Annotated in this window: 17 protein-coding genes; 7 read left to right on the forward strand and 10 right to left on the reverse strand. The window is 74.7% G+C overall.

Annotation, left to right across the window (positions count from 1 at the left end; all coding sequences use genetic code 11):
• Positions 1-224 precede the first annotated feature (224 nt).
• The 3 genes from ACFY4B_RS34610 to ACFY4B_RS34620 all read left to right on the forward strand — a co-directional run bounded on the left by ACFY4B_RS34610 (position 225) and on the right by ACFY4B_RS34620 (position 2,819).
• Positions 225-1,574: a cytochrome P450 gene (locus ACFY4B_RS34610; protein WP_387974549.1), complete on the forward strand. Its 1,350-nt coding sequence runs from the start codon at positions 225-227 to the stop codon at positions 1,572-1,574.
• A 95-nt stretch (positions 1,575-1,669) separates the two neighbouring features.
• A complete protein-coding gene (locus ACFY4B_RS34615) occupies positions 1,670-2,398 on the forward strand; it encodes a rhomboid-like protein (RefSeq protein WP_387829154.1) in 729 nt (242 codons plus the stop codon).
• 10 nt (positions 2,399-2,408) lie between these two features.
• Entirely contained in the window at positions 2,409-2,819 is a 411-nt protein-coding gene (locus ACFY4B_RS34620; protein ID WP_387974552.1) for a hypothetical protein, read from the forward strand.
• A 55-nt stretch (positions 2,820-2,874) separates the two neighbouring features.
• Here ACFY4B_RS34620 and ACFY4B_RS34625 read toward each other — a convergent pair whose 3' ends face one another.
• Both ACFY4B_RS34625 and ACFY4B_RS34630 read right to left on the reverse strand, forming a co-directional pair.
• Positions 2,875-3,456, reverse strand: coding sequence for a DUF421 domain-containing protein (locus tag ACFY4B_RS34625; RefSeq protein ID WP_049657336.1), 582 nt, complete (start codon positions 3,454-3,456; stop codon positions 2,875-2,877).
• Between the two features lie 54 nt (positions 3,457-3,510).
• Positions 3,511-4,344 carry a LysR family substrate-binding domain-containing protein gene (locus ACFY4B_RS34630; protein ID WP_181970875.1) on the reverse strand — a complete coding sequence of 278 codons (834 nt, stop codon included), beginning with the start codon at positions 4,342-4,344 and terminating at the stop codon, positions 3,511-3,513.
• A 67-nt stretch (positions 4,345-4,411) separates the two neighbouring features.
• Between ACFY4B_RS34630 and ACFY4B_RS34635 the strand changes: the two genes are divergently transcribed.
• Both ACFY4B_RS34635 and ACFY4B_RS34640 read left to right on the forward strand, forming a co-directional pair.
• The gene (locus tag ACFY4B_RS34635; protein WP_380738112.1) at positions 4,412-4,840 is read left to right on the forward strand and encodes a DUF5997 family protein; all 429 of its coding nucleotides are present in this window, start codon (positions 4,412-4,414) and stop codon (positions 4,838-4,840) included.
• 305 nt (positions 4,841-5,145) lie between these two features.
• Entirely contained in the window at positions 5,146-6,819 is a 1,674-nt protein-coding gene (locus ACFY4B_RS34640; protein ID WP_387974555.1) for a DUF885 domain-containing protein, read from the forward strand.
• Between the two features lie 22 nt (positions 6,820-6,841).
• Here ACFY4B_RS34640 and ACFY4B_RS34645 read toward each other — a convergent pair whose 3' ends face one another.
• The 3 genes from ACFY4B_RS34645 to ftsH all read right to left on the reverse strand — a co-directional run bounded on the left by ACFY4B_RS34645 (position 6,842) and on the right by ftsH (position 10,803).
• On the reverse strand, positions 6,842-7,612 hold the full coding sequence (locus ACFY4B_RS34645; RefSeq protein WP_310593214.1) for an SDR family oxidoreductase: 771 nt from the start codon (positions 7,610-7,612) through the stop codon (positions 6,842-6,844).
• Between the two features lie 179 nt (positions 7,613-7,791).
• Entirely contained in the window at positions 7,792-8,631 is an 840-nt protein-coding gene (gene nadE / locus ACFY4B_RS34650; protein WP_387974560.1) for an ammonia-dependent NAD(+) synthetase, read from the reverse strand.
• Between the two features lie 66 nt (positions 8,632-8,697).
• Complete coding sequence (gene ftsH, locus ACFY4B_RS34655; RefSeq protein ID WP_387974563.1) at positions 8,698-10,803, reverse strand: ATP-dependent zinc metalloprotease FtsH; 2,106 nt, start codon at positions 10,801-10,803, stop codon at positions 8,698-8,700.
• 413 nt (positions 10,804-11,216) lie between these two features.
• On the opposite strand from ftsH, the gene ACFY4B_RS34660 reads away from it, so the two are divergent.
• Complete coding sequence (locus tag ACFY4B_RS34660; RefSeq protein ID WP_387974566.1) at positions 11,217-11,810, forward strand: DUF1707 domain-containing protein; 594 nt, start codon at positions 11,217-11,219, stop codon at positions 11,808-11,810.
• A 102-nt stretch (positions 11,811-11,912) separates the two neighbouring features.
• On the opposite strand, the gene ACFY4B_RS34665 is transcribed toward ACFY4B_RS34660, so the two are convergent.
• From ACFY4B_RS34665 to ACFY4B_RS34685, 5 genes are all read right to left on the reverse strand, one after another.
• Positions 11,913-12,638: a DsbA family protein gene (locus tag ACFY4B_RS34665; RefSeq protein WP_387974568.1), complete on the reverse strand. Its 726-nt coding sequence runs from the start codon at positions 12,636-12,638 to the stop codon at positions 11,913-11,915.
• 154 nt (positions 12,639-12,792) lie between these two features.
• Positions 12,793-14,397, reverse strand: a complete 1,605-nt coding sequence (locus ACFY4B_RS34670) for an alpha/beta hydrolase (RefSeq protein ID WP_387974571.1) — start codon at positions 14,395-14,397, stop codon at positions 12,793-12,795.
• 630 nt (positions 14,398-15,027) lie between these two features.
• Entirely contained in the window at positions 15,028-15,753 is a 726-nt protein-coding gene (locus tag ACFY4B_RS34675) for a DUF6461 domain-containing protein (RefSeq protein WP_375875288.1), read from the reverse strand.
• Positions 15,754-15,980: 227 nt separating this feature from the next.
• Positions 15,981-17,216, reverse strand: coding sequence for a glycosyltransferase (locus tag ACFY4B_RS34680; protein ID WP_387974574.1), 1,236 nt, complete (start codon positions 17,214-17,216; stop codon positions 15,981-15,983).
• Between the two features lie 1,673 nt (positions 17,217-18,889).
• A complete protein-coding gene (locus tag ACFY4B_RS34685) occupies positions 18,890-20,398 on the reverse strand; it encodes a purine-cytosine permease family protein (RefSeq protein ID WP_387974576.1) in 1,509 nt (502 codons plus the stop codon).
• Between the two features lie 72 nt (positions 20,399-20,470).
• Here ACFY4B_RS34685 and ACFY4B_RS34690 point away from each other — a divergent pair, with 72 nt between their 5' ends.
• Positions 20,471-21,142, forward strand: a complete 672-nt coding sequence (locus tag ACFY4B_RS34690) for a TetR/AcrR family transcriptional regulator (RefSeq protein WP_387974579.1) — start codon at positions 20,471-20,473, stop codon at positions 21,140-21,142.
• The last annotated feature ends 23 nt before the right edge of the window (positions 21,143-21,165 follow it).

Consider the following 21,165-nt stretch of genomic DNA (forward strand, 5'->3'; position numbering starts at 1 on the left):
ATCTCACTGGGCTCCGAGTGTAGGCCCACCCGGCGACGCCCTGCGGCCCGGGGCGCCCGCTCACGGGCGGACGAGCCGTCAAGACAGCGAGGGCGCACGATCGTTCGCCCCGCGCCCCCGCGTTCACCCCGTCCGCCGGTCCACGATCGTTTCGCCGCACACCGCCGGGAAAGATCACGTTCGCGATTCGTCCCGGTCCTCCCGCCCCAACCAAGGTGACGCCCGTGCCGACCCCGTTCTTCCCGACCACCCGGTTCACCGCGGCCACCGCCCCCGGCGGCCTCCCTCTGCTCGGCCACGCCCCCGCCCTCCTCCACCACCCCCACGAGTTCGTCGCCGGCCTGCCCGCCCACGGCGACCTCGTCCGGCTGCGGCTCGGCCCGCTCCGCGCGTACGTGGTCTGCCACCCCGAGCTGGTCCGCCGGATGCTCACCGACGACCAGACCTTCGACAAGGGCGGGCCCCTCCTCGACAAGGCCCAGGAGGTCTTCGGCAACGGCCTCGCCACCTGCCCCGCCGCCGCCCACCGGCGCCAACGGCGCATGCTGCAGCCCGCGTTCCACCGCGACCGGCTGCCCGGCTACGCCGCGCTGATGATCGAGGAGATCGCCGGCGCCACCGCCCGCTGGCACGACGGCGACGTGATCGACGTCCCCGCCGCGATGTACCGCCTCTCCACCGCCGTCACCGCCCGCTGCCTGTTCGCCGCGCACGAGCGGGCCGGCTCGCTGCCGGTGCACCGGAGCATGGACATCGTGACCCGCGGCGTCGGCCGGCGGCTGATGCTGCCGCTGCCCGGCGCCGACCGCCTCCCCACCCCCGGCAACCGCCGCTTCCGCCGCGCCCAGCAGGACCTGCGGGAGATCACCCGGCGGCTGATCGCCGAACACCGCGCCACCGGCACCGACCGGCAGGACCTGCTCTCCACGCTGCTCGCCGCCACGGACGAGGACGGCCGGGGCCTGTCCGACACCGAAGTCCACGAGCAGGTGGTCACCTTCCTGCTGGCCGGCATGGAGACCACCGCCGCCACCCTCTCCTGGGCCTGGACACTGCTCGCCGCCAACCCGGCCGTCCGGACCCGCCTGCACGCCGAACTCGACACCGTCCTGGACGGCCGGCCCGCCCGCCACGAGGACCTGCCCTCCCTGCCGCTCACCGCCCGGATCGTCAGCGAGACCCTGCGGCTCTACCCGCCGCCGTGGATCCTCAGCCGCACCGCCACCACCGACACCGAGCTCGGCGGCCACCGCGTCCCGGCCGGCGCCACCCTGCTCTACAGCCCGTACCTGCTGCACCGCCGACCCGACCTGTTCCCCCGCCCCGACCGCTTCGACCCCGACCGCTGGCTCACCACCGCCCGCCCCGCCCCCGGCACCTACGCGCCCTTCGGCCTCGGCGCCCGCCGCTGCATCGGCGACGCCTTCGGCACCACCGAGGCCGTCCTCGCCATCGCCACCATCGCCGCCCGCTGGACCATCGCCCCCACCCCCGGCCGGCCCGTCCGCCCCGTCCGCGGCTCCTCCCTCGTGCCCCGGCCCTTCACCGCGACGCTGACCCGCCGGGTCCGCTGACCGGATCCCCACCGGGCTTCGGTACTGTCCCGGCATGGCCGGCCGCACGGGCGCCGGCCGCGGACCACACCGCTCGACCGGGACACCACCAGACCATGAACGCACCCACCCCATCGGGGCTCCTGACCGGGCTGCTCCGCGCCGTCCGGACGTACCCGCGCCGCTCGCCGCTGACCTTCGGCTACGTCCTCCTGCTCCTGCTCGGGAACGTCTGGGTCGGGAACCTGCTCGCCCCGGACCGGGCGGACGCGCTCCGCGACCACATCAGCACCAACCTCGACAACCTCCACGACCACCCGGTCACCGCCCTGTTCGGCAGCGCGCTGCTGTTCGACGGCACCCTCACCGAGGTCCTCTCCACCGGCTTCGGCGGCACCCTGATCACCCTCGGCCTCGGCATCGGCTGCTGCCTCGCCTGGACCGAGCGCCGCTTCGGCAGCCCGCGCGCCGCCGCCGTCCTCCTCGGCGGGCACATCGGCGCCACCCTGCTCACCGCCGCGGTGATCGTGTTCGCCCTGCGGCACGGCTGGTACCCGGAGAGCGTGCGCCAGGCCTCGGACTACGGCATCAGCTACGGCGCCCAGACCGTCCTCGCCCTCGCCGTCCTCGCCCTGCCCCGCTGGGCCCGGCTGCCCTGGGCCGCCTTCGTCCTCGCCTGGCCGCTCTCCGGCGACGGCGAATGGCCCGGTCCCCTCCCGCCGTTCACCACCGTCGGCCACCTGCTCTCCGCCGCCCTCGGCTTCGCCCTGGCCGCCGCCGTGGCCCTCACCGCCGCCCGCCGCCGGCGCGCCGAAACCCTTGCCCCGGCGCCGGCCGACCGGTGATCATGCCCGGATGACCAGGAGTGCGAAGACCCCCTTCCACAGCCCCCGTTCCTTCCAGCTCTGGCACTACGGCATCGGCCACAAGGAGCTGGTGCTGCGCAGCCAGGCGGGCGGGCAGGAGCCCGAGACCCTCGACATCGTCTTCGAGACCGTGCGGGCGATGAAGCTCCACACCCACTACCCCACGCTGACGATCCGTTCCGCCACCCCTGAGGAGCGCAAGCGCATCCGGGAGTTCTCCGACGGCGGCCCGGGCGAGCTCTCCGGCGCGGGGCACTACTACCTGGTCCTGGAGTCGGAGCGGGAACCGGCCTTCGTGGTGTGCCGCCGGGTCGAGGCCTACGCCCGGCCCGGTGCGGAGGCCGACTACCGCATCACGGCGTCGACCGGGCGCCTGGTCTGGGCCGGCAGCCGGGCCTGAACCCGGGCCCGGGCCCGGCTCTGAGCCTGGACCCGAGCCCGAGCGCGAGCCCGCCTCAGCCCGGCGGGCGCCGGTCGGCGGCGATCGCGGTGAGCAGCCGCTCGATCTCCGCCAGCCGGCGCCGCAGGTCCTCGACGTCGGCGCGGGTGGCGCTCTGCTCGCCGTGCTTGAGGGCCACCAGCAGCTGCCCGTCCGGCTCCAGCCGGGCGCGGGCGACGTCGCCGACCTTGTCGCCGTTCTGGATCCGGATGGCGTGCTCCAGCTCGGACGGGCGCAGCGCCAGGCTGTGCAGCGCGCCCTCGACCAGCTTGCCGTCCTTCACCACGGTGGTGGGCCTGCCCTCCAGGAGCCGGGCGGCCTTCGGGTCGCGGGCGAGCCAGCGGGTGACGCCGGCGTTCACCGCGACCAGCGTGACCGCCCCGATCGCGCCGCCGAGCAGGCTGTTGTCGTTGCCGATGATGGCGTTCTGCACCACGTTGGAGAGCAGGAAGACGACCACCATGTCGAAGGTGTTCAGCCCCGCCAGCCCGCGTTTCCCGGCCAGCCGGAACAGCACCAGGATCAGCACGTAGACGGCGACCGTACGGAGGACCTTCTCCACGATCGGAATCTGGACGGCCATCAGGTCGTGCCACACTGCCCCGCTCCTCCCGCTCGACCACAAGCGAACGGGGCAGACGCTACGCCACGGTCACCGCTTGGGCCTGCCGCGCCGGGCCGCCGCGCCCCGCCCGCCGGCCTTGGCGCCCCCGGCCTTCGGCGCCCCCGCGCGCTGTCCGCCGGACTTCTGCCCGCCCGCCTTCTGGCCACCCGCCTTCTGCGCGCCGCCCTTCTGCCCGCCGGACTTCTGCGGCTGCGGCTTGCCCCGGCCGGCCGCCGCCTTCTTCGGCTGTGCCTCGGGCGCCGCCTGCCCGGCCCCGCGCCCGCGCGAGCTGTTGACCGTACGGCCGCGGACGATCCCGATGAACTCCTCCACCAGGTCCGTCGTCCGCTCCTGCGGCCAGGCCAGCGCCACCTGGGACTGCGGCGCCTCCACCACCGGCCGGTAGGTGAGGTCCCGGCGGTGGTGCAGCCGGGCCAGCGACTGCGGCACCAGGAGCACGCCGACGTTCGCGGCGACCAGCTCGATCGCGTCCTCCGTGCTGTCCGGACGCGCGATGGCGGGCCGCCCGGGCAGGGTGTCGGCGGTGAAGCCGAGGGTGTCGTCGAGCGGGTGGAAGACCACCTCCTCGGCCAGGTCGTCCAGCGCGACCTCCTCGGCGGCGGCGAGCCAGTGGTCCTTGGGGAAGACCACGACGGTGGTCTCGCTGTAGAGCGGGATCGCGCTCAGCACGTCCTTGTCGACCGGCAGCCGGACCAGCCCGGCGTCCGCGCCGCCCTCGCGCAGCGTGCGCTCGCCGTCGCCGAACGGGACCGCGAGGAGGTCCAGCGGCACGTCCGGGAGCCGCTCGCTCCAGACCCGGACCCATTTGCCGGGGGTCACGCCCGGGACGTACACGAGCCGGAAGGACGGGTTCACCTGCATGTCTGTCACAAGGCAAGGCTACCGACCGTGACCGGGAGCGCCCGCGCACTCCCTTACCCTTGTCACCATGACATCGCTCAAGCAGAAGACCAGCCAGACCATGAAGCCGGCCACCGCGGCCAAGAAGCTGGGGATCTACCTCGACGCGGCGCCCACCGGCTTCCAGGAGGGCGTGGTCTCCCGCGAGGAGCTCAGCGCGCTGCAGGCCGAGCCGCCGCAGTGGCTCCAGGACCTGCGCAAGAACGGCCCGCACCCGCGCCCGGTGGTCGCCGCCAAGCTCGGCATCTCCATCTCCGGCCTGGCCCGCGGCGGCGTGACCGAGGCGCTCACCACCGAGCAGATCGAGGCGGTCAAGGCCGAGAACCCGCTCTGGCTCCAGCACGAGCGCGCCAACCAGGTGGACGTCCGCAAGGAGACCGCCCGGATCAAGGAGAAGCACGAGAAGGAGGCCGCCGCCCAGGCCGCCAAGGAGGGCAAGGCCGCCAAGGCCCGCTGACCCGTCCTCCCCCGCCCGGCACGGCGGCGCCCCGGCGCCGGTTGCCGGGCCCCGCGCAACGACGGTGCCGGCGTCCGTTCCGACGGACGCCGGCACCGTCGTGTGCGCGGGTCCGTACGCGGGTCCGCGGGTGGGTCCGTACGCGGCTTCGCAGGTTGGTCCGTGCGTGGCGACCGCCGGCGGGAGGAGGCGGAACCCCCGTCCCACCAGCGCGTATTGACCGGGCCGCCGATCGCTCCGAATAATCGGCGGGACCGGGCACGGCGGTACGCCGCGCCGCGGTACACCGCATCGGGGGAGCGACCGTGATCGAACAGCCTCAGCACACCGGACTCGCCGCACTCGCGGAGGAGTTCTTCGACGCCGAGAACACCCACAACCCGTTCGACGCGACCCTCAGCGGGGTCGAGGGCTACGCCCACCTGGTGCCCGACCCGTCCCGCGCGGCCGCGCACCGCCACCGCGAGGCCCTGCTGGGCTTCACCGCCCGGCTGGCCGCGATCCCGCTGGACTCGCTGGCCGGCGAGGACCGGATCACCCACCGGGTGCTCGCCCGGCTGCTCGCCAACGGCATCGGCCAGATCACCCACGGGCTGGCCGAGTTCAGCGTCTCGGCGACCATCGTCGCCCCGCAGAACGAGGCCTTCACCGCGCTCGCCATGACCTCGATCGACCAGGAGGGCGCCGACGCCTACCTGGAACGCCTCGCCGCGCTGCCCGACTACTTCGACGCCGTCCTGCGCCGCACCCTGGACGCCGCCGCCGAGGGCCGCCACCCGCTGCGCAGCGGGGTCGACGCCGCCGTCGCCCAGCTGGAGGCCCACCTGGCGACCGCCCCGGCCGAGGACAAGCTGCTGCGGCCGCTGGCCGGCCGCCCGGAGTCCGAGCGCGCCCTGGTGATCGTGCGCGACGCCGTCCGCCCCGCGGTGGCCCGCTTCCTGGCCGGGCTGGCCCAGCGGCTGGCACCGGGCGCCCGGCCGGACGACAAGCCCGGGGTCGGCCACGTGCCGGGCGGCGCCGAGGGCTACGCGGACGCCGTCGCCCGCTTCACCCGGCCCGGGCTCACCCCGGAGGAGGTGCACCGGATCGGTCTGGAGGCCGTCGCGGCGCTGCGCGAGGAGTTCGCCGAGCTGGGCGGCAAGGTGCTGGGCATCACCGACCCGGCCGCCGTGCTGACCGCGCTGCGCGAGGACCGCTCGCTGCGCTTCGGCAGCGCGGCCGAGATCGTCGCCCTGGCGGACGGGGCGCTGGACCGGGCCCGCCGCGCCGCCCCGGACTGGTTCCGCCCGTACCCGATCGCCGACTGCGTGACCAGGGAGATCGACCCGATCGAGGCGGAGACCGCGCCGCTGGCCTACTACCAGCCGCCGGGCCCGGGCGGACTGCCCGGCACCCACTGGATCAACACGCTGCGCCCGGAGACCCGGTTCAGCTACGAGTACGAGGCGATCGCCTTCCACGAGAGCGTTCCCGGCCACCACCTCCAGCTCGCCGTCGCGCAGACCCTGCACCACCTGCCGCGGTTCCGGCGGAACCCGAGCGGCCAGCTGACCGCGCACGTCGAGGGCTGGGGCCTGTACACCGAGCGGCTCGCGGACGAGATGGGGCTGTACGGCTCGGAGCTGTCCCGGTTCGGGATGCTCTCGCTGGACGCGATGCGGGCGGTCCGGCTGGTGGTGGACACCGGGATGCACCACTACGGCTGGTCCCGGGAGCGGGCGAAGGCCTACATGCGGGCCAACACCGCGACCCCCGAGGCCAACGTCCGCAACGAGATCGACCGCTACATCGCCTGGCCGGGCCAGGCCACCGCCTACCTGATCGGCCGCCGGGAGATCGTGCGGCACCGCGAGCGGGCCGAGGCGGCGCTCGGCGCCCGGTTCGACGTCCGGGAGTTCCACCACCGGCTGATCGGGCACGGCAGCCTGCCGCTGGGGGTGCTGGAGGAGCTGGTGACGGACTGGATCGCGGAGCAGTAGGCCGCAGGCCCTCCGGCCGGGCTCAACGGCCCAGCACCGCACCGCCGTTGAGCCCGATCACCTGACCGGTCAGGTACCCGGCGGCCGGCGAGGCCAGGTAGGCGACCGCCTCGGCCACGTCGGCCGGGGTGCCCGCCCGGCCGACCAGGGTGTCGGCCACCTTCCGCGCGTGGAACTCCTCGCTCCAGCCCGCCCCGAAGATCTCGGTGGACTCGACGTACCCGGGCGCGAGCACGTTCACCGTGATCCCGTCCGGCCCCAACTGCCGCGCCAGGCCGAAGGCCCAGCCGTGCAGCGCGGCCTTGGCCGCGGCGTACGAGCCCGCCGAGTGCGGGCCCGCGCCGCCGCGCTGCGCCGCGGCCGAACTGATCACCACCAGCCGGCCGCCGGGCCGCCGCAGCGCGTCCTGGAGCGCGGTGGTCAGCAGCACGGCGGTGAGCAGATTGCCGTCCAGGTCCCGCCGCCAGGCGGCGGCCAGCGCGGCCAGACCGTCATCGGCGGGCGGGGTGACGATCGCGCCCGCGTTGTTCACCAGCACGTCCACCGGCCCGAGCGCGGCGATCCGGGCCGCCGCCGCCTCGACCGCCGCCGGGTCGGTCAGATCGGCCGCCACCGGCACGACGCGCCCCGGTCCGGCGGTCCGCTCGATCTCCTCCCGGGCCTGCTCCAGCACCGCCGCCCGGCGGCCGAGGACCACCACCCGGTGCCCGTCCCGGACCAGCCGCGCCGCGATCGCCCGGCCGATCCCGGTCCCGCCCCCGGACACCACCGCGAGCCGCTCCACCGTCGTCACTCAGCCCCCCTCGGGCTTCGGCCCGTACGCGCCGGGCGATGTTCGGCAGCCCCCCGGTCACCTGGCGGTACCGGGGGCCTGGTCGTCCACGTCATGATCAGACCGCCGAGGGCCTTCGCCCCCCGGCCCCGGCGGACCGCTCCGGAGCCCGGCGCCGGCGGCGCGCTCGTCCGGACCGGTCAGACCACCGGCGGGACGACCGGCAGGTTGCGCTTGTGCTCGGTGCGGCGGTAGTGGCCGAGGACGGTGCGGAAGACCTCCTCGCTGACCGGCATGCCCTCCAGGAAGTCGTCCAGGGCGTCGTAGCTGACACCGAGGGCGTCCTCGTCGGGGCGGCCGGGGGCGAGGTCCTCCAGGTCGGCGGTCGGGGTCTTCTTGACCAGCTCGGCGGGCGCGCCCAGCGCCTCGGCGACCGCCCGCACCTGGCGCTTGGTGAGGCCGGACAGCGGCATCACGTCGGCCGCGCCGTCCCCGAACTTGGTGAAGAAGCCGACCGCGGCCTCGGCCGCGTGGTCGGTGCCGACGACCAGCCCGCCCTTGGCGCCCGCCGCCGCGTACTGGACCACCATCCGCTGGCGGGCCTTGACGTTGCCGCCGACGAAGTCCTCGTGGCCGTGGTCGCCGTAGGTCAGGCCGGCGGCCTTCAGGGCAGCGAGCGCGCCGTCGGTGGCGGGCTTGACGTCGACGGTCAGCACCTCGTCGGCGCGGATGAAGCCGAGCGCGAGCTGGGCGTCCGCCTCGTCCGCCTGGACGCCGTACGGCAGCCGCATGGCGGTGAAGGTCACCTGGTGCCCCTCGGCCCGCAGCCGCTCGACGGCGAGCTGGCACAGGCGCCCGGCGGTGGTGGAGTCGACGCCGCCGCTGATGCCGAGCACCAGGCTGCGCGCGCCGGTGGCCCGCACCTGGCCGACCAGGAACTCCACCCGCCGCTCGGCCTCCTTCGCGGGGTCCGGCACGGGGACGACCCCGAGGGCACGGGCGATCTCCCGCTGGACGTCGGCGGGCAGGGGCTCGGTCATTCCGACTCCTCGGGACGGTGGGTACGTGACGCGATCACGAGGATACGACCACCCACGATGCGGCCGTCACGGGCGGGGGGCCTCCCCCGGTGCCGCCTGCGCGTCCGTGTCCGCCGGTGCCGGCCGCGCGTCCGCCGCCGCCGCTCCTTCGGGCCCGTCCGGCTTCCGCAGCGAGACCGGCCGCTCCGGCCCCGGCGCCGGGTGCGACAGGATGTCGAGCACCACCCGGCCGTCCACCGTCTCCTGGACGACCAGCAGCGCCGCCAGCTCGTCCAGGTGGTGCCGGTGGTCGGTGAGCAGGGCGACGGCCCGCCGCTCGGCGCCGCGCAGCAGGCGGGCCACCGCCTCGTCCACCGCGCGCTGGGTCTGCTCGGAGTACGGGCGGCGCAGCAGGTCCTCGGGGTTGTCGCCGAGGTAGTGCGGGGTGCCGCTGGAGTAGCCGACCGGGCCGAGTTCCGGGGAGAGGCCGAACTCGCGGACCATCCGGGTGGCGACCGAGGTGGCGTTGGCGAGGTCGTTCGCGGCGCCCGTGGAGCCCTCGCCGAAGACCACCAGCTCCGCCGCCCGGCCGCCGAGCTGGACGGTGATCAGGTCGACCAGGTAGGCCTCGCTGTACAAGTGCCGTTCGGCCTCGGGCAGCTGCTCGGTGGCACCGAGGGCGACGCCGGCCGGGAGGATCGTCACCTTGGCGACCGGGTCGGCGTGCTCGCACAGCGCGGCGACCAGCGCGTGTCCGGACTCGTGCACCGCGACGGCGTGCCGCTCGTCGGGCAGCAGCGCGTTGGAGGACTCCCGGCGGCCGAGCAGCACCCGGTCGCGGGCGGTGTCGAGGTCGTCGGCGGTGAGGGTGGCCCGGTCGGCGCGCACGGCGTTGATGGCGGCCTCGTTGACCAGGTTGGCGAGGTCGGCGCCGGAGAAGCCGGGGGTGCCGCGGGCGAGCCGCCCGAGGTCGACGTCCGGGGCCAGGGTCTTGCCGCGGGCGTGCACGGCGAGGATGGCGGCCCGCTCGGCCTGGTTGGGCAGCGGGACGGTGACCTGCCGGTCGAAGCGGCCGGGGCGCAGCAGGGCCGGGTCGAGGGCGTCCGGGCGGTTGGTGGCGGCGATGACGACGATGCCGGTGCTCTGGTCGAAGCCGTCCATCTCGGCGAGCAGCTGGTTCAGGGTCTGCTCGCGCTCGTCGTTGCCGCCGAGCCGGGTGCCGCCCGCCCGGCGGCCGCCGACGGCGTCGATCTCGTCGATGAAGATGATCGACGGCGCGCGCTTGCGGGCCTCGTCGAAGAGGTCGCGGACCCGGGAGGCGCCGACGCCGACGAACATCTCCACGAAGCCGGAGCCGGTCACCGAGAGGAAGGGCACCGAGGCCTCGCCGGCGACCGCCCGGGCGAGCAGGGTCTTGCCGGTGCCGGGCGGCCCGACCATGATCACCCCGCGCGGCCCCTTGGCCCCGGCGGCGGCGTACCGCTCCGGGCTGCGCAGGAAGTCGACCACCTCGCTGACCTCCTGCTTCACCCCCTCGTACCCCGCCACGTCGGCGAACCCGGTGTCCGGCCGCTCCGCCTCGATGATCTTGGCCCGGGACCGTCCGATGGCGCTCAGACCGCCGCCCAGCGAACGGGCGGCCATCCGGCCGGACCAGAGGAAGAGCCCGCCGAAGATCAGCAGCGGCAGGAACAGCAGCAGGGAGGACCAGATCGAGCCGCCGCCGCTGCTCCGGCTGCCGGTGACGGTCACGTGGTGCTCGGAGAGCGCGCTGCTGAGCTGGGAGGTGTCCAGGGCGGTCGGGATCTGGCTGCTGAAGTGGGTGCCGTCCTTGAGCGTGCCGCTCACCGCGCCGGTGTCGCTGACGTCCACGGTCTGCACCTGGCCGGCGTCGACCCGGTTCACGAAGTCGGTGTAGCCGTAGCGGGTGCCGGGCTTGCCGGGGTTGGAGAAGAGCACCAGCAGGAGCAGCGTCACCAGTACGGCGACGGGCAGCAGCCAGCGGCGCCACGAGGGCGGCGGGGGCTTGGCCGGGCCGCCGGGGCCGGGGCGCTGGTTCCGGCCCGGGCCGGGGCCCTGGCCCTGGCCCGGGCCCCGTGGTTGGCCCCAGCCCTGCCTCGGGCCGGGGTCGGGGCCGGAGCCCGGCGGGGTCGTGGGGTGACGGGCGGCGCGCAGCCGGATTCGTGCGATCATCCACGCTCACCGCCTCTCGGGGGGGCCGGACAGCCTCCGTCCCTCCATGGTCGGACTCTCCGCGCCCGGACGGGAGCCTGAAGGGGGTGGCAACGGTCCACTCGGGGGAGAACGACCCGCTCGGCGCCACGGCCCGCGGCGTCGGATCGGGCTCGGGCGCCGGGCACGGGCGTCGGACACGGGAGGCGGACGCGGGCAGGCCGAAGGCCGGTCCGGTACGTGGGGTCGGGCCGTCGCGAACGGTTTGCGAAGGCCTGCCGGGCGCTTCCACCGCACCCGGCGAAGCCCGTCGTCCGGCCGCTCCTTCGGCTGCCCCTCCGGGCGCTCCTCCGGGTGCGCTCAAGGATCCTCGGGCCGTGCGGAGTTGGCGATCGAGCCGCCCACCAGGACGATTCGCGACCTAGAGTAGCCGCATGGTCAACGAGGAACTGCCAGCGCCGCACAAGACGCCCGGGGCCGCCGTGGAACCCCGGGCCGGGGACAGCGACCGGGAGGCGGTGGCCGAGCAGTTGCGGATCGCCGCCGGCGACGGCCGCATCGACCTCGGGGAACTGGAGGAGCGGCTCGACCGCACCTACGCCGCGCGGACGTACGGCGAACTCGACGTCCTGGTGGCCGACCTCGGCGGCCGGGTGGAGGCCCGGGAGGCGTCCGCGGCGGAGGAGGTCCTCACGCTCCGGCCCCGGATGAACAACATGGTGCAGAGCGGCCGCTGGTCCGTGCCCCGTCGGATCGTCGCGGAGACCAAGATCTCGCTGCTCACGGTCGACTTCACCGAGGCCGTGTGCCCCCACCGGGAGATCACGGTCGAGGCCTCGACCGGCATGGGCCACATCCGGCTGATCGTCCCGCGCGGCTGGGGCGTACGGATCGACCCGTCGAGCACCAACACCGGAAACATCGTCAACAAGGCGGCCGAGCAGGCGGAGCCGGGCGCCCCGGTGCTGACCGTGATCGGCCGCCCCCGGTCGGGGCCGATCAGGATCAAGCAGCGCCGCCGGGGCTGACAGGCCGCAGGCCGGGCCCGCGGCAGTCCTCCGTGCGGGCACGCCCGATGCGGGCTCGGCGAGGGCTCAGTGCGGGCTCGGCGCGGCCTCCGCCGGGGCGGGTCAGGAGAAGTCGAGCGCGTCCGTCCGGGTCCGCTTGAGCTCGAAGAACTTCGGGTACCCGGCCAGCAGCCGCACACCGTCGAAGACCCGTACGGCGTCCTCGCCGCGCGGGATGGCGCTCAGCACCGGGCCGAAGAAGGCGACGCCGTCCACGTGGATGGTCGGCGTCCCGACCTCCTCGCCGACCGGGTCCATGCCCTCGTGGTGGCTCTTGCGCAGGGCCTCGTCGTACTCCGCGCTGTTCGCCGCCTCGGCCAGCTCCTCCGGCAGGCCCGCCGCCGCCAGAGCCTCCCGGATGACGGCGTCGTCGGCGGCCCGGTCCTGGCCGTGCAGCCGGGTGCCGAGCTCGGTGTACAGCTCGCGCAGCACCTGCGGGCCGTGCTGCTCGGCGGCGGCGATGCAGACCCGCACGGGGCCCCAGCCGGTGGTCATCAGGCGCTGGTAGCGCTCGGGCAGGTCGGTGCGGCCCTCGTTGAGGACGGACAGGCTCATCACCCGGAAGTTCAGGTCGAGTTCGCGCTGCTTCTCGACCTCCAGGATCCACCGGGAGGTTATCCAGGCGAAGGGGCAGACGGGGTCGAAGTAGAAGTCGACCTTGACGGTGTCGTTCTTGACGGTGTCGTCGCCGACCCGGTGGCCGTTGCCGGGGTGCCGGTCGGAAAGCCGGGCGGCGAGCTGGTCGAGGTGGTGCTGGGCGGGCGCGGTGTTCGTCACGTCGTTGGTCACGCTGAGAAGACTAGTGACAGAGTGGCCCACTCTCCAGGGCCAATCGATGGCCGCTCCAGTGGGCCACTTTCACTCCCGGCCGTCCGTCCCCGCACGCCCTGCGCGCCCGGCACGGCCCGCACGCCCTGCACGCCCCGCACGCCCCGCCGACCGCTCAGCCGCAGGTCGTCCCGTCCGCCGGCACCGTCCCGTCCAGCAGGTAGGCGTCCACGGTCTGCTTCAGGCACGGGTTGCCGGTGTTGTAGCCGCCGTGCCCCTCGCCCTGCAGCGTGACGGTGACGCCGACGCCCGCGCCGAGCTGCTGCGCCATCGTACGGGCGCCCTCCACCGGGGTGGCCGGATCGCCGGTGGTGCCGACCACCAGGATCGGGGCGGCCCCCGGCGCGGACACCTCCGGATGGGCGGCCTTGCCGGGGACGGGCCAACCGGTGCAGGCGGTCAGTCCCCAGGCGGTGTAGGACCCGAACACCGGGGAGGCGGCCTGGAACTGCGGCAGCTGCTGCTGCACGTCCTGGTCCGAGTAGCGCTGCCGGGCGTCCACGCAACTGATCGCCCGGTTCGCGGCGTTCAGGTTGCTGTAGTGCCCCTGCGCGTCGCGCCCGTTCAGCGCGTCGGAGAGCTGGAGCAGCGTGTCGCCGGTCCCCTGGTCCATCGCCTGGGTGAGCCCGGCGGCCAGCACGGGCCAGGTCTCCTGGCTGTACAGGGCGCCCGCGATGCCGGTGATCGCCAGGCTCTCGGTGAGCTGCCGCCCCTGGGTGGTCGGCAGCGGCGACTGCGCCAGCTTCTGCACCAGGGCGGTGACCTTCGCGGTGCCCTCGTCGCCGCCCGCACCGGTCGGGCAGGCGGCCCCGACCTGGGCGGCGCAGGCCTTCATGAAGTCGTCGAGGGCGAGTTGGAAGCCCTGGGCCTGGCCGAGCGCGGCCTGCTGCGGGTCCTTGGTGGGGTCGACCACCGAGTCCAGCACCATCCGGCCGACCTGCTGCGGGAACAGGTGCGCGTAGACGCCGCCGAGCTGGGTGCCGTAGCTGATGCCGAAGTAGGAGAGCTTCGGGTCGCCCAGCACCTGCCGCATCAGGTCCATGTCGCGCGCGGCGCTCTCGGTGTCCACGTACGGCAGCACCGCGCCGGAGTTGTGCTCGCAGGCGGCGACGAAGCGGGCGTTGCCGTCGTCCAGGGCCTTCACCGCGTCGGGGGTGTCGGGGGTGCTGTCGGCGGCGGTGGCGGCATCCATCGCCCGGTCGTCCAGACACGTCACCCCGTCACTGGCGCCGACCCCGCGCGGGTCGAAACTCACCAGGTCGTAGCGGGAGTTGAGGGAGGAGTAGGTCGCGGCCAGGGCCGGCAGGGTGGCCACGCCGGAGGCGCCGGGGCCGCCGAAGTTGAACAGCAGCGAGCCGATCCGGTGCTGCTCGTCCTTGGCCCGGCTGCGGATCACCGCGAGACCGATCGTCGTGCCGTCCGGTTTGCCGTGGTCCAGCGGGGTCTTGAGGGTGGCGCACTGCCAGTCGGCGGCGGGCGCGGTGCCGTCGCCCTGGGCACCGGTGGGGGCGGGGCAGGCGTGCCAGTCCAGCTGTTGGGCGGCCAGTCCGGTGGCGGTGCCGGTGGCTGCCGCCGCCCCGGTGGCCGGGGAGGTCGGGGAGGTCGGGGAGGTCGGCGCGGGCTCGGCGGCGGAGGAGCCGTCGCCCTGGCAGCCGATGGCCGCGGTGAGCAGCAGGACGGTCAGGCCGAGCGCTCCGGCGCCGCGGACGACGGTGTGCATGGGGCGGGTCCACCTCTCGGTCGGCCGGGCACCCCGGCGCGCGGTCTCGGGCCTGCCGGACACCCCGGCGCACGGCGGGAGGGCTCACGGCGGGACGGCCTACGCCTGGCGGGCCTGCGTGCGCGCGGCACCCGGTTCGCCGACGCACCACAGACCCTAGGGGCCGGGGACCGCCGATGCCCTGCGGAGACCCCCGGACGGGGGGCGTGCGCCGTACCGACTGCCACCGGCCGAACGGGTGCCGGGCCGGTGGGCCGACGGGCTCCGGCTGACGGGCCGACGGGCTCGGACTGACGGGCTCGGCCCGACCCAGCCCGGCTGCGGGGCCTCTCCGCGGCGGCGGGGCACGTCTCTCTCCGCCCCCGGGCCCTGTCGCCGTTCCTGTCTCGACCCTGCCGATCGGCAGGGTCGAGACAGGAACGGCGCAGCAGGAACCTCCCGATCGGCACATGTGCGACGGACCGGCGGCACGCAAGGATGACGGCCATCGGGGCCCTGCCGATGGGGCCCGGGAAGGAGCCTCCCGTGACCGCCCTGACTCTGTCGTCCCTGTCCCCGCTGTTCCCGTTCCCGCTGCTCCCGTTCCTGCCCTTCCTCTTCCTCTTCCTGCTGTTTCGCCGGCGCACCGCCTCAGTACAACGCCATGCCCGGGGTTCCCCGCACCGCGTACGCCGGCAGGCGCAGCCCGCCGAAGGCGTCCCGGGGCAGGCTCAGTCCGAAGCGCCGCTCGACGGCGCCGAGGGTGCGGCGGCGGGCGGCCCCGTCGGGCTCCCGCCCGGGGTCGCAGGAGGTCACGCCGTCGGCCTCCAGGACTCCGGCGGCGACGAGGTCCGGCACCAGCAGGTCCGGCTCCTGGCCCCAGCGCCAGCGCTCCTCGCCGAGGCCGAAGCCGCACAGCACGGCACCGTCCCGGGCGTAGTCCAGCAGGGCCGGCCGCCGCTCCGGCATCGGACGGAAGTGCACCACCTCGGCTCCGTCGCGCGCTATCTCGGTGAGCAGCTCACCGCCGGTGGAGTCGCCGTACTCGATCGCGAACGACCAGCCGGCGCACGCGCCGACCCGGATCACGCCGTCGCCGTCGTCGCCGGGGCGGTAGACGTCGATGTCCAGGTCCCGGATCTCGGTGTCACTGATCGGCTCGGTCGCGGTGGCCGGGTCGGCACCCATCCGGTGGGCGAGCTCCGCGGGCGTGATCCCCCGGGCGAAGACGACGCCGCCGACCTCACCGTCCGTGCCGGGCCCACCCATTGACGACCGGCTGGTGCCCGGTCGGCCGGTGCTCGGCCGACCGATCTCCAGGAGCCACTGGATACCGTCGCCGTCCTGCCCCACTCCCCCGTGCGTGCCGTCGGTCATGCCGCCCTCCCCTCGCGCGCGGCCTGCGGTGACCGGGCGCGCCCGTGGGCACCCTAACCGACCCGGCCGACACCCGGCCGCCGGTCGCCGGATCGCCGCCCGAACCAGCCGCGCCCGGATCGCCAACCACCCCTGATCGATTGGAAGGAGACCGAACCGGAGCCGAACTCACCTGGTGCCCTTCGCCGTTCACCCGGAAAAGGCGGCATACGCCCCTCCCCCGCCACTCACCGGGACACGGCCGGTACCTTCTTGCCCACCGCCTCGAACAGCAGCTTCGCGGCCACCGTCGCCCCGTCGGTGCGGATGCCGCCGGCCACGGCCTCCGCCCGTACCCGGGTCTCGGGCGCCAGGGCCGTGGCGAGCGCGGCGGAGAGCGAGTCGACGGTCGGCGTGCGGTCGAGATGGGCCGCGCCGATGCCCAACTCGGCCACCCGGCCGGCCCAGTACGGCTGGTCGGCGATCCGGGGCACGACCACCTGGGGCACGCCCGCCATGGCCGCGGTCGTCGTGGTGCCCGCACCACCGTGGTGGACGACGGCGGCCACCCGGCGGAACATGGCCTGCTGGTTCACCTCGCCGACGACGTGGCAGTCCTCGTGCTCGTCGACCGCGGCGAGCCCGGCCCAGCCGTGGGCCAGGAGCACCCGGCGTCCGTGCGCGCGGCCCGCTTCGACGGCCACCCTCGCGATGTCCTCCGGGGCGTGCGCGGCCATGCTGCCGAAGCCGACGTACACGGGCGGTTCACCGGCGGCCAGGAACGCCTCCAGGTCGGCCGGGAGCGGCCGGTCGTCGGGCAGGATCCACGCGCCGGTCTGCACCACGTCGAGTTCCGTCCTGCCCTCCGACGGGCACAGCGTCGGGTCCGCCGCCAGCCACGGCCGTCCGGTGAGGACGTGGTCGCGGACGTTCTCCACCGGCGGCAGGCCGATCGCCGCCCGGTGGCTGTTGAGCGCGTCCCCGTACAGCGCGTTCACCCGCTGGGCGTCCTGCTCCCAGAGCTTCCGGTAGTCGGTCTCGTCGTCCGGGGACGGCGTGCCCGGCCGCCGGCCGGGCCGGGAGTGCCGCGAGGGCAGTCCGAGGATGTGGAAGCAGGCCAACACGTAGGGCAGGCCGAGCTTCTCGGCGACGTCCCGCGCACCGGCCGGCATCAGGCCGGTCGCCAGCACCAGGTCACAGCCCTCGGCCGCGGCGGTCAGCGTCTCGAACCGCACGGCGACCAGCTCACGGGCGAGCCGGAACGCGTCCTCCGCCGTCGGCGGCTTCGGGCCGGCCACCACCGACCGCACCGACGGACCGAGCGGCACCAGCGGCACCCCCGCCCGCCCCAGCACCGCCGCGAACTCCTCGTCCGGCGGCGCGCACACCCGCACCTCCGCACCGAACCCCCGCAGCGCCACCGCCAGCCCCGCCAGCGGCTCGACATCCCCGCGCGACCCCCAGGTCGTCATCAACACACGCATTTCACGACTCCCGTTTCCGCAGGTCATGGCCTTACGGCCGGGATTCTGCGCCATGCCGGGGGCCTTGCCGCAAGCCCCGGGGCACGGTATAGCTTGAAAGTGGCAAGGGGATTCACTCTCCTCGCCTTTTTCTTTGGCCGCCCGGTCCCACTCACTCCCCCGAACCGGCCACACCGGAGCAATCCCCACCCGGAACCCGCCGCCTACCACGCGCCGCTCACTCCGAACCACCACCACCGAGCAGCCCACTGCGAGCCACCGCCCCCGACCGCGTGGCCGTATACCCCAGTGGTGTCAGCTCCGGAACACCCACCGCAGTCACCGTCACGAAGCGCCCACTCCGGGCCACCCACCATCGGCAACCTCCCCAGACCTCACACGCCCGGGCCGTCCGCACAGGGGCCACCTGCCCGGTCAGCCCATCCCAACACGCCTGTTCCAGACGGCCCCACACTCGACCCGCCCGCCCAGGACCCCTCCCCCAAGACCCCGGAACTCACCCCAGCCACACACACCCAGCTCTTCCCCACTGGCGTGCCGAGGCGCCCACAGCAGACCTCCTGACCAGGGCAGCCCACCCCAACACGCCTGTCCTGGACGAGCCTGCGTTCCTGGCGGCTCCTCAGCCGGGCCGCCCAGCCCCGGGCCCCGTCCCGGAGACGCCGGACCCCCGGCCGGTCGGTCGTCGCGCAAAACGGCGGCCCCGCGTACGACCCGCCGCCGCCACCGTGCCCACCGGCAGCACCAGGTCCCCCCCCCCCCCCCCCCGCCGCCCGGCCCAGCCACAGAACCACCCACGCCCCAGCGCAGACCTCACTCGCCGCCAGCGACAAGCGCCGAACCGACTGTCCGACCCACGACCAACCGCTCGGCCCAGGGCCAGCCACCACGGTCAGGTCACCCACCAACCCGGCCAGCCTGGCCAGCGAGCCGGCGGAAACACCACCGCACCCCCACTCCCACCCGCCCGGCGGCGGGACAGCCAACCCACGGCCAGCAGCCCCAACTGGCGTCACCCCCGCCAACGACGCATCAGCACCGCATCCAGGACCGCCACCACCCCGCCCACCGGCAGCGCAACGTCCGCCCCGACCAGCGCGACCACAGAACCACCCACGCCCCAGTGCGAACCTCACTCGCCGCGAGCAACAGCACCGAACCGACTGCCCCCAACCGCCCGGCTCAGGGCCGACCGCAAACAGGGCAGCCCCGGCCCCCGAGCCGGCGGAATCACCACCCAACCCGCCCCGTGGCAGCGCAGCCGGGCCACGACCAGCAGCCCCGACCGGCGTCACACCCACCAACGACGCATCAGCACGGCGTGCTGAACCACCACCGCCGTCACCATGCCCACCCGCAGCGCGAGGTCCACCCTGGCCGGTCGGCCAACCGACGCGGAAACGGCGGCCCGGCGTACAGATCCGCCACCACCACGCCTACTGGAAGCGCGAGGTCTCCCCCACCCGGCCCAGCCACAGAACCGCCTACGCCCCCAGCGCGAACCTCACTCGCCGCGAGCGACAGGCACCGAATCGGCTGCCCGACCCACGACCAACCGCCCGGCCCACAGCTGGCCGCCACGGGCAGGTCACCCACCAACCCGGCCAGCCCGGCCGCCCGGGCGGTGGAAGCACTCCCACCCGCCCTGCGGCGCGCACGCGGCCGGACCGGCGTCACCCCCGCCGGCGAGGCATCAGCACGGCGTACAGGACCGCCGCCACCGCCATGCCCGCCGGCAGCGCGACGTCCGCCCCGGCCAGGGCGGCCAGTGGGCCGGTGTAGAGGGTGTCCACGCCGAGGGCTGCGGCTGTGACGCCGCCCGTGAGGGCGATGGCGCCGGCGGGGTTGACGCCGGCGCGGTACCAGAAGGGGCTGCCGGGGCGTTCGTCGCCGAGGGCGCGGCCGTCGTAGCGGTTGCGGCGGAGCAGGATGTCGGTGGCGTAGACGGCGGTGCTGGGGCCGAGGAGGACGACGGTCAGCTGGAGCACGTTGCTGACGGTGTCGAGGAAGTTGGAGACCAGGAGGGCGTACAGCGTGAGCGAGACGGCGACCGCGCCGTCGAGCAGCACGCTGCGGGTGCGGCGGATGCGGATGCCGACGGCTTGGAGGGCGAGGCCCGCGCTGTAGGCGGTGAGGGCGTTGACCGCGATGGTGCCGACCACCAGGGAGAGCAGGAAGACCGGGTTGAACCAGCCGGGCAGGATCTGCCGGAGGGCGGCCTGCGGGTCGGTCATGTCGACGGCGGTGGCGCCGAGCACGCCGAGGCCGCCGACCACCACGCTGGGCAGGAAGCCGCCGAGGGCGGTCCAGCCGAGGACGGCGCGCGGGGCGGTGGTCGCGGGCAGGTAGCGGGAGAAGTCCGCGCTGGTGGTGTAGGAGAGCGGGCCGGAGGCGATCAGGGTGACGCCGGCCAGGACGGCCGCCCAGAGTCGGCCGCCGGTGAGGGGTTCGGGCTGGGTCCAGCCGGGGTCGGCGTGGGTGACGATCGCGTAGCCGACCACGGCGAAGGCGGCGGTGAGGGCGAGGGTGATCGGCAGGTAGAGCCGGACGATCACGGCGTGCCCGTAGACGCTGATGGTGAGGGTGAGTACGACGATCACGATCACGATGGCGATCTTGATCGGAGTGGTCGGGGTGATCCCCGCCTCCTCGGCTAGCGAGAAGGCGGCGACGGCGGCCGCGGCGAGGTTCAGCGCGAAGTAGCAGACGGAGATCATCCAGCCGGTGACCGCGTTGTTCACCCGGTTGCCCCGGATGCCGTACATGGCGCGGGTGATCACCTCGCTGGGCGCGCCGGCAGCCGGTCCGGAGACCGCGAGCAGGCCGGTGCCCAGCCAGAACAGATTGCCGAGGACGACCACGGCGAAGGCCTGCCAGAGGCCGAGGCCGCTCAGGACCAGGGCGCCGCCGACCACCAGGTTGAGGTAGTTGACGCTGGCGGCCGCCCAGACGGGGAAGAGTTCGCGGGCGCGACCGCGCCGCTCGGTCTCGGGGATGTGGTCGATGCCGTGGACCTCGACCCGGCCGCCCGGTTCCCGCTGGGGCGGGGCGGCGGGGTGCGCCGAGTGGTCCGGGTGGTCCGGGTGGTCCGGGTGGTCCGGGTGGTCCGGGTGGTCCGGGTGGTCCGGGTGGTCCGGGTGGTCCGGCGAGGTGTGGGGGTGGTCCGGGAGCGTGGACGTCATGCGGGGGCCCTCCGTGGGGGTGTCGTGCCCACCTGCTTGCTTATTGGTCGCACACTCAATAGCATCCGCCCCATGACGTCAAGCGTTCAGCGCAAAAGGGTTCGCAAGTCCCCCGAGGACCGTCGGGCGGAGATCGTCGGCGCCGCGGCCGAGGTCGCCCTCACCGAGGGCCTGGAGTGCATCACCCTGCGCCGGATCGCCGACCAACTGGACGTCCGCCCCGGCCTGATCAGCCACTACTTCCCCGCCGTGGAGGACCTCGTCGCCGAGGCCTTCGGCAGCGCCGCGACCGCCGAACTGGAGGCGCTGCTGCCCGCCGACCCGCGGGACGGGTCCCCGTTGCGGCACCTGGCCCGCTTCTTCGCCCGCACCACCGGCCCGTCCTACGACGACGTGAGCCGGCTCTGGCTCAACGCCCGCCACCTCAGCCGCTACCGCCCCGTCCTGCGCGACCGCGTGCTCGACCAGGAGGCGGACTGGCGCGGCCGGCTCGGCGACGTCATCGCCGCCGGGGTCGAGCAGGGCGAATTCCGCACCACCGACCCGGTGTTGACCGCCGTCCACATCCTCGTCGTGATCGACGGCCTGGCCGTCCACGCCAACACCGGCCTGCGCAAAGACCCGTACGCCGCCACCCGGCTCGCCGCCGCCACCGCCGAACGCGAACTGGGCCTGACCGACGGCGCACTGGCCTCTGCGGACCCGGCGGACGCACCCGAGACCCCCGCCCCCGAGCAGCCCTGACCGCCACCCCAGCCCCCCAACTC

It is taken from the genome of Kitasatospora sp. NPDC001261, from assembly GCF_042896795.1.
Lineage (GTDB): Bacteria > Actinomycetota > Actinomycetes > Streptomycetales > Streptomycetaceae > Kitasatospora.

Excerpts from the sequence above, each read along its gene's own strand:
- ACFY4B_RS34675 (WP_375875288.1), bottom strand. The coding sequence starts at position 15,753 with ATGACCGACGGCACGCACGGGGGAGTGGGGCAGGACGGCGACGGTATC.
- nadE (WP_387974560.1), bottom strand. The coding sequence starts at position 8,631 with ATGACCGAGCCCCTGCCCGCCGACGTCCAGCGGGAGATCGCCCGTGCC.
- ftsH (WP_387974563.1), bottom strand. The coding sequence starts at position 10,803 with ATGATCGCACGAATCCGGCTGCGCGCCGCCCGTCACCCCACGACCCCG.
- ACFY4B_RS34615 (WP_387829154.1), top strand. The coding sequence starts at position 1,670 with ATGAACGCACCCACCCCATCGGGGCTCCTGACCGGGCTGCTCCGCGCC.
- ACFY4B_RS34620 (WP_387974552.1), top strand. The coding sequence starts at position 2,409 with ATGACCAGGAGTGCGAAGACCCCCTTCCACAGCCCCCGTTCCTTCCAG.
- ACFY4B_RS34635 (WP_380738112.1), top strand. The coding sequence starts at position 4,412 with ATGACATCGCTCAAGCAGAAGACCAGCCAGACCATGAAGCCGGCCACC.
- ACFY4B_RS34660 (WP_387974566.1), top strand. The coding sequence starts at position 11,217 with ATGGTCAACGAGGAACTGCCAGCGCCGCACAAGACGCCCGGGGCCGCC.
- ACFY4B_RS34630 (WP_181970875.1), bottom strand. The coding sequence starts at position 4,344 with ATGCAGGTGAACCCGTCCTTCCGGCTCGTGTACGTCCCGGGCGTGACC.
- ACFY4B_RS34670 (WP_387974571.1), bottom strand. The coding sequence starts at position 14,397 with ATGCACACCGTCGTCCGCGGCGCCGGAGCGCTCGGCCTGACCGTCCTG.
- ACFY4B_RS34690 (WP_387974579.1), top strand. The coding sequence starts at position 20,471 with ATGACGTCAAGCGTTCAGCGCAAAAGGGTTCGCAAGTCCCCCGAGGAC.
- ACFY4B_RS34685 (WP_387974576.1), bottom strand. The coding sequence starts at position 20,398 with ATGACGTCCACGCTCCCGGACCACCCCCACACCTCGCCGGACCACCCG.
- ACFY4B_RS34680 (WP_387974574.1), bottom strand. The coding sequence starts at position 17,216 with ATGCGTGTGTTGATGACGACCTGGGGGTCGCGCGGGGATGTCGAGCCG.